The following is a 6495-nucleotide window of genomic DNA, read 5'->3' as shown; positions in this document are numbered from 1 at the left end:
GGCAACGCGGGTGTGCGCGGCGAGGGCGCCGCCGGTGCAGCCTCGGGCGGCGCGGGTTCTTCGGGCGAGGCCGGCTCGGGCGCCGCCGGTGCGGCCTCGGGCAGCGGTGAGGCGGTGCTGTACTTCGAGCGGGGCGGGGTGGTCGAGTCCTTCCCGCTGCCGAACGGTCGGCGCCGCTGGGTGGCCCTGACCGACGGCCTGGTGACGGATGCCTGTTCCGCGGACCTGGCCGGGATCATCCGGGACCGCACCGGGGTGCTCCTACCCCCGTCAGCCGACCCGCCGAGCGCATTTTCGGTGCGGCAACGCCTCGCCGACCGGATGCTGGCCGGCCGCGTCGTACTGGTCGGCGACGCTGCCCACGAAATCAGTCCGATCGGCGGACAGGGCATGAACCTGGGCTGGCTCGACGCGGTGGCCCTGGCACCGGCGGTGGCCCTGGCCCTGGCGGATCCGGCCTCGGCGGAGGCGGCGCTGGCCGAGTTCGATCGGCGCAGGCGGCGCTCGGCACGGATGGCCGCGCGCCAGGCGGGGTTCAACATGGCGATGGGCCGCCCGGCCAGCGGCGTGCGCCTGCGGGCCAGGAACGCGCTCGTGCGAGTCCTCGCGGTTCCGCCGGCCCGCGGCATCCTCGCCCGCGCGTTCACCATGCGCTGGCTCTGACCCGCTCCGCCCCCCACCCCCCGCACCCTGCTGTCCCGCGCCCTCCCGGCCCGGTGCCGTGCTTGAGCTGTTGCTAACTCAGGAGAATCCGTATCCCCGCCCGGTTCTCCCGCGGAAACACGCCGGCCGGCGCCGAGCCGTCACGGATTCTCCTGAGTTCGCCACACGTGGCGGCGATCAGGGCGGGCGCGCGGGGTGTGTGCGGGGCGCGCGGGGACCGGCGGCGGCTACTGCTCGCGGCGGGCCCCGTCGGCGGCGTGCACGACGAACATGACCGGGGCGCGGAAACCGCGTTCGGCGAAGGCGGCTGCGACGGCCGCCTCCACGTCGGGGACGAGGTCGCGCGGAGTCAGCGCGATGGCCGCCCCGCCGAAGCCGCCGCCGGTCATGCGCGCCCCGAGGGCGCCGGCGCCGCGGGCGGTTTCGACCGCGAGGTCCAGCTCGGGGATCGAGATCTCGAAGTCGTCCCGCATCGAGACGTGCGAGGCATCCAGCAGCTCGGCAATCCGGGTCGGCCCGTGTTCCCGCAGAGTCTGCACGGTATCCAGCACGCGCTGGTTTTCGGTGACGATGTGCCGAACCCGTCGGAAGGTCTCGTCATCGAGCAGCTCGGCGGCGCGCGGGAGGTCGTCGACGCCGAGCTCGCGGAGCGCTGACACTCCCAGGGCGGCTGCGCCCGCCTCGCAGGATGCCCGGCGCGAGGCATACCCGCCGGTCGCGTGCGCGTGACTCACCCGCGTGTCGATGATCAGGACGTCCAGCCGGGCCGCGTCGAACCCGAGCGGAATCACGTCACTCTCGAGGCTGCGGCAGTCGAGGAAGACGCCGCCGTCGGCCTTGCCCAGCAGGGACGCGGACTGGTCCATGATGCCCGTGGGCGCGCCGACGGCACGGTTCTCGGCGAGCCGGCCGACCTGGGCGAGGGTGCTCCGATCGAGCCCGAGGCCCCAGACGTCGTTGAGCGCGACCGCCACCGCGCTCTCGATCGCCGCGGAAGAGGACAGCCCGGCGCCGATCGGCACGTCGGAGTCAATGAAGGCCTCGAAGCCGGGCACCGTGCCGAGGTCGGCCCCGAACCGTCCGAGCGCCCAGGCCACGCCGAGCGGATACGCGGACCAGCCGGCCAGATTCTCCGGGATCAGTTCGTCGAGGGAGATCTCGATGGCCTCGGCCGCGAACGAGCTGGCCACGCGGATGATCCGGTCCTCGCGGAGGCCGAGCGCAACCACCGTGCGGCGGTCAATCGCGAACGGGAAGACGAACCCCTCGTTGTAGTCGGTGTGCTCGCCGATCAGGTTGACGCGCCCGGGGGCGGACCAGATGCCGGCCGGACGGTGGTTGAACCGGCTCTCGAAATCGGCCAGCACGGTGGCGTTCAGCACGGTGGTGGCCGGCCGGGAGTCGGACGCAACGCCCGCGGCGGACGCAACGCCCGCGGCGGCCGCAACGCCCGCGGCGGCCGCAACGCCCGCGTCGGACGCAACGCCGGTATTGGTCGCAACGCCCGTGTCGGACGCAACGCCGGTGTCGGCCGTAAGGCCCGCGTTGGTGGAGTCGGCCGCATCGTCGGCGGCGGCCGCGCGCAGCACGGCATCCCGGATCGTGGCCGCCTGCTGTTCCGGCAGCACATCGCCGATCCAGGCGCCCATGGCGGCCTCCGAGCCGGCCAGGTATTTCAGCTTGCCTTCGGCCCGGCGGGGGCTGGTGACCTGCAGCATCAGCCGGATGTCGTCACGCCGCACATTCACCGGCGCCTGATGCCAGGCCGCGATATACGGCGTGGGCGTCGGGTACAGGGCGTCGATCCCGCGCAGCAGACGCCGGTAGAGCACCGCCAGCTCGTCGCGCTCGGCGAGGGTCGTCGCGGCGAAGTCGGGCAGCTGCCGGTGCGGCAGCATGTGCACCTCGATCGGCCAGCGGGCGGCGAACGGCACGAAGGCGGTCCAGTGCTCGCCGCTGAGGATGACCCGGTCGCCGGCCTGCTCGCTGGCGAGGATATCCGCGAACAGGGTCGGGCCGTACGAGTCCAGCGACTCGACGAGCCGCTGGGTGCGCGGCGTGACGTACGGGTACGAGTAGATCTGTCCATGCGGATGCCGCAGCGTCACGCCGATCTCCTCGCCGCGATTCTCGAACGGGAAGACCTGCTCGACGCCGGGCAGCTGGGACAGGGCGTGCGTGCGCTCCGCCCAGGCCTCGATCACCGTGCGGGCGCGGGTGACCGACAGGCTCGCGAAGGACCCCTCGTGCTCGGGGCTGAAGCAGACCACCTCGCAGCGCCCGACCGAGGTGCGGGAGCGCCCGAGCCCGATGGAGGCGAGGTCGGCCAGGCCGTCCGGGGCATCCGCATCGGTCAGCAGAGGGCCGAACGACGGCGACTTGTTCTCGAAAACGACGACGTCGTAGTTGCTCGGCACCTCGGACGGGTTCTCCGGGGTGGACGGGGCGAGCGGGTCGAGGTGGGCGGGGGGAAGGAACACCCGGTTCTGCCGCGCGGCCGCGATCGACACCCACTCGCCGGTGAGCGGGTCCTGCCGCATGCGCGCTGTTGCCGGGCGCGGTTCGAGCTCGCGGAGGTCCGGCGCGCGCTCCGGCGCCAGTGCCGTGTCCGGGTCGTCGAAGTAGATGAGCTCCCGCCCGTCCGCGAGGGTGTGCTGCTGCCGGGCGATGCGCGTGTCGGCGACGAAGGCCGGGGAAGTGGTGTTCATGGCAGGAACCACGATATCCGATCTTCACATCTGAAACCAGTGCTTTCGTATTGAAAAGAAACACCAACTAAGTGAAGATGGGGGCATGGCTTCCCCTGTGCTCCCCACGCGCCCTGTGCCGCCCGTGCCGCCGATGCCGCAGCCGACACCCCCGCCGCAGCCGGCGCCCCCGGGCGACCGCGACGCGCTGCCTGCTCACCTGCGGCGGGAGCAGATCCGTCGCCTCGTCGACGAGCGCGGCTTCGTGCGCGTGGCCGAGCTCCGGGAGGCGTTCGGCGTGTCCGGCGTGACGGCCCGGGCCGACCTCGACGTGCTGGTCGGCGAGGGTGCCGTGCAGCGCGTGCACGGCGGCGCTGTGCCCGCCCATGCCGCCGGAGGCGCCGGTCGCGCGGGCCGCCCGGAGCGCGAGTCGTCGTTCGAGGAGGCGCTCGCGTCGGCCGTGCTGCCCAAGCGCCAGATCGGCGAACTCGCCGCGTCGCTGGTGCGGAGCGGCCAGAGCGTGATCCTCGATGTGGGCACGACGACGCTGTCAATCGCCCGAGCACTGCGCGCCCGAGCCGACCTCACCGACGTCGTCATCATCACGAACGGGCTGAGCATCGCGCTCGAACTGGAGCCCGCCATCCCCAGGTTCTCGGTCATCGTCACCGGCGGATCCCTCCGCCCCCTGCAGCACTCCCTCGTCGAGCCGCTGGCGGCCACCGTGCTCGACCAGGTGCACGCCGACCTGGCCTTCATCGGCTGCAACGGCGTCGATCCCGAGCACGGCGTGACGAACATCAACCTCCCCGAGGCGGCCGTCAAAACGCGGATGCTGGCCGCCACCGCCCGCGCGATCGTCGTCGCCGAGGGCGCCAAGCTCGGCCAGGTGCACCTGGGCCGGGTCGCACTTCTCTCCGCCTTCGACCTGCTGATCACGGATGCCGCGGCCGACCCGTCCACGCTGGAACTCATCCGCGAAACCGGGCTCGGCGTGCTGCAGCCGGAGCAGTAGCGGGAGCAGTAGCAGTAGCAGTAGCAGTAGCTGAGGGGCCGGGCCCGCGGGTCGCCTAGCATGATGCCATGAGCCTGCCTGCGCCCGATTCCCTGTCTGCGCCCGATTCCCCGCCGGCGTCCCTGTCTGCGCCCCTGCCCCTGCCCGACGCCTGGAGCCTGGCCGGGCGCACCGCACTCGTCACCGGCGCGGGGAGCGCCTCCGGCATCGGCTTTGCTGCGGCCCGGATGCTCGGCGAACTCGGCGCACGCGTCGTCGTCACCGCCACCACCGGCCGGGTGCACGAGCGCGCGGCCGAGCTCCGGGAACTCGGCGTGGACGCATCCGGAATCGTCTGCACCCTCGACTCCGAGGCCGGCGCCCGGATGCTTGCCGACGGGCTCGCCGAGGCGGGCCTCACGCCGACAATCCTCGTCAACAACGCGGGCATGGTCGCCGTCGGGGACGTCGAGATGGCGCACGGCGACATCCTGAGCAGTACCGCCGACTGGGAGCGCGGCCTCGCGATCAACCTGTCGACCGCCTTTCACGCCACCCGGGCGGTGATCGGCTTCATGCGCGCCGCCGGCTGGGGACGGGTCGTCACGGTGTCCAGCGTGAGCGGGCCGGTGATGGCCTCCCGCGGGGATGTCGCCTACGCGGCGGCGAAGGCCGGGCTGGCCGGGCTGACCCGGGCGCTCGCCGTGGACGAGTCGCCGCGGGGCATCACGGCGAATGCGGTGGCGCCGGGCTGGATCGCCACCGGGTCGCAGCTTCCCAGCGAGGAGATCGAGGGCGGCCTGGTGCCGGCCGGGCGCAGCGGGACCGCGGCGGAGGTGGCATCCGTCATCGCCTGGCTCGCCTCGCCGGGCGCGTCGTACGTGACCGGGCAGACGGTCGTCGTCGACGGCGGCAACAGCGTGGCGGAGGAGCGGCGCTGATCGGGGGGCTCAGAGTCAGAAGGCCTGGATTAGTCGACGGTCCGGTCCGCGGTCGAGGGCTGGGGCGTGATCGGCGGAAACTGCGGCTCTCCCGTGAAGCCCTTGTCGGCGGCGGCGGAGGCCGCGCGGCGGCTCTTCACGAGCCAGTTGTGGTGGTCGCGCAGGCCCCGGCTGACCGCCACGCGCACGACTCCGTAGATGAGGAGCAGGGCTGCGCTTCCCGAGATGATCCAGGTCAGGAGCAGGTAGAGGGAGCTGATCGCGAGCGGGTCCATGCCGAGGATTCTCGCAGTCAGTAGGCGATCGCGAAGGCGGCCTCGCCGAGCGGCGGGATGTCGGACACGTCGAGCGAGTCGACGATCGCCGACCGCGGCCCATGGGCGAGCCAGGTGAGCATCCGCGCAACGGCGGCCTCCGGCCCCTCGAACTCGAGTTCGACGGAGCCATCCGGTCGGTTGCGCACGTAACCGGCCAGGTTCAGGTGGGACGCCTCGGTGAGCGCGTAGTACCGGAACCCGACGCCCTGCACCTGGCCTCGCACGACGGCATGTTTGCGGATCACAGGGATATTCTGCTCCGCCGGCCGCGCCGGCGCACCATCGGCTTCGATCGCCCGGATGCTCCGCCGACCTTGATCGTTCCGGTCGAGTTTGCCCGGTGCGCGGGGCAAACTCGACCGCAACGGTCAACCTCGGCGCAGGCTGGGCGCAAGGCGCAGTCGGGGGAGGCCGGCGGCGCGGGTGTATTTTGGGCCGCATGAGCGGGTCGGACGACGTTGACGAGTACCTGACCGGCGTGCCGCTGGAGTTCCGCGGGGCGCTTCAGGAGCTCCGCGAGACCATCCAGCGGCTGGATCCTGAGGCCACCGAACGGATCAGCTACCGGATCCCGACGTTCTTCGACCATGGGATGCTGGTCGGCTTCGGCGCGCAATCGACGGGCTGCAGCTTCTACACGCTGCGCCCCGGGCTCGTCTCCTCCCTGGGCGAGGAGCTCGCCGGTTTCGACGCATCCGGCGGGACGATCCGGTTCACGCCGTCGCATCCGCTGCCGGAGTCGCTCGTGCGCACCATCGTGGCCAACCGGCTCGCCGACAACCGCAGCGCCTGACGCGGCCCTGCCCGGCGAGACGCGCCGCCGCGCCGGGTGACGCGCCGCACGCGCCGCCCCTCTTGACGCGCTGCACGCGCTGCACGCGCCGCACGCGCCG

General features: G+C 72.5%; 7 protein-coding genes and 1 pseudogene. 4 read left to right on the top strand and 4 right to left on the bottom strand.

Features of this window, described 5'->3' with window-relative positions:
- Positions 1 to 663 (top strand): FAD-dependent monooxygenase (locus tag E3T33_RS13700; protein WP_194088040.1); only part of this gene is annotated, 663 nt, incomplete at its 5' end.
- 227 nt (positions 664 to 890) lie between these two features.
- On the opposite strand, the gene galK is transcribed toward E3T33_RS13700, so the two are convergent.
- Both galK and galT read right to left on the bottom strand, forming a co-directional pair.
- Positions 891 to 2030 (bottom strand): galactokinase, encoded by a 1140-nt coding sequence (gene galK / locus E3T33_RS15400; protein ID WP_277870649.1) that lies wholly within the window; start codon positions 2028 to 2030, stop codon positions 891 to 893.
- A 210-nt stretch (positions 2031 to 2240) separates the two neighbouring features.
- A pseudogene (gene galT, locus E3T33_RS15625) lies at positions 2241 to 3371 on the bottom strand (galactose-1-phosphate uridylyltransferase); the annotation flags it as partial.
- 85 nt (positions 3372 to 3456) lie between these two features.
- Between galT and E3T33_RS13690 the strand changes: the two are divergent.
- Positions 3457 to 4365: a DeoR/GlpR family DNA-binding transcription regulator gene (locus tag E3T33_RS13690; RefSeq protein ID WP_241982958.1), complete on the top strand. Its 909-nt coding sequence runs from the start codon at positions 3457 to 3459 to the stop codon at positions 4363 to 4365.
- A gap of 68 nt (positions 4366 to 4433) precedes the next feature.
- Positions 4434 to 5285, top strand: a complete 852-nt coding sequence (locus E3T33_RS13685; RefSeq protein ID WP_134575534.1) for an SDR family NAD(P)-dependent oxidoreductase — start codon at positions 4434 to 4436, stop codon at positions 5283 to 5285.
- Positions 5286 to 5314: 29 nt separating this feature from the next.
- Here E3T33_RS13685 and E3T33_RS13680 read toward each other — a convergent pair whose 3' ends face one another.
- Both E3T33_RS13680 and E3T33_RS13675 read right to left on the bottom strand, forming a co-directional pair.
- Positions 5315 to 5560, bottom strand: a complete 246-nt coding sequence (locus tag E3T33_RS13680) for a hypothetical protein (RefSeq protein ID WP_092321065.1) — start codon at positions 5558 to 5560, stop codon at positions 5315 to 5317.
- 17 nt (positions 5561 to 5577) lie between these two features.
- On the bottom strand, positions 5578 to 5847 hold the full coding sequence (locus E3T33_RS13675; RefSeq protein ID WP_092321066.1) for an acylphosphatase: 270 nt from the start codon (positions 5845 to 5847) through the stop codon (positions 5578 to 5580).
- A 194-nt stretch (positions 5848 to 6041) separates the two neighbouring features.
- Here E3T33_RS13675 and E3T33_RS13670 point away from each other — a divergent pair, with 194 nt between their 5' ends.
- Positions 6042 to 6395 carry a DUF1801 domain-containing protein gene (locus tag E3T33_RS13670; protein ID WP_092321067.1) on the top strand — a complete coding sequence of 118 codons (354 nt, stop codon included), beginning with the start codon at positions 6042 to 6044 and terminating at the stop codon, positions 6393 to 6395.
- The last annotated feature ends 100 nt before the right edge of the window (positions 6396 to 6495 follow it).

This window comes from Cryobacterium sp. TMT1-2-1 (genome assembly GCF_004403955.1).
GTDB lineage: Bacteria > Actinomycetota > Actinomycetes > Actinomycetales > Microbacteriaceae > Cryobacterium > Cryobacterium psychrotolerans.
Note: the sequence above shows the minus strand (reverse complement) of the source record. Positions and strands in the feature narration are given on the sequence as shown.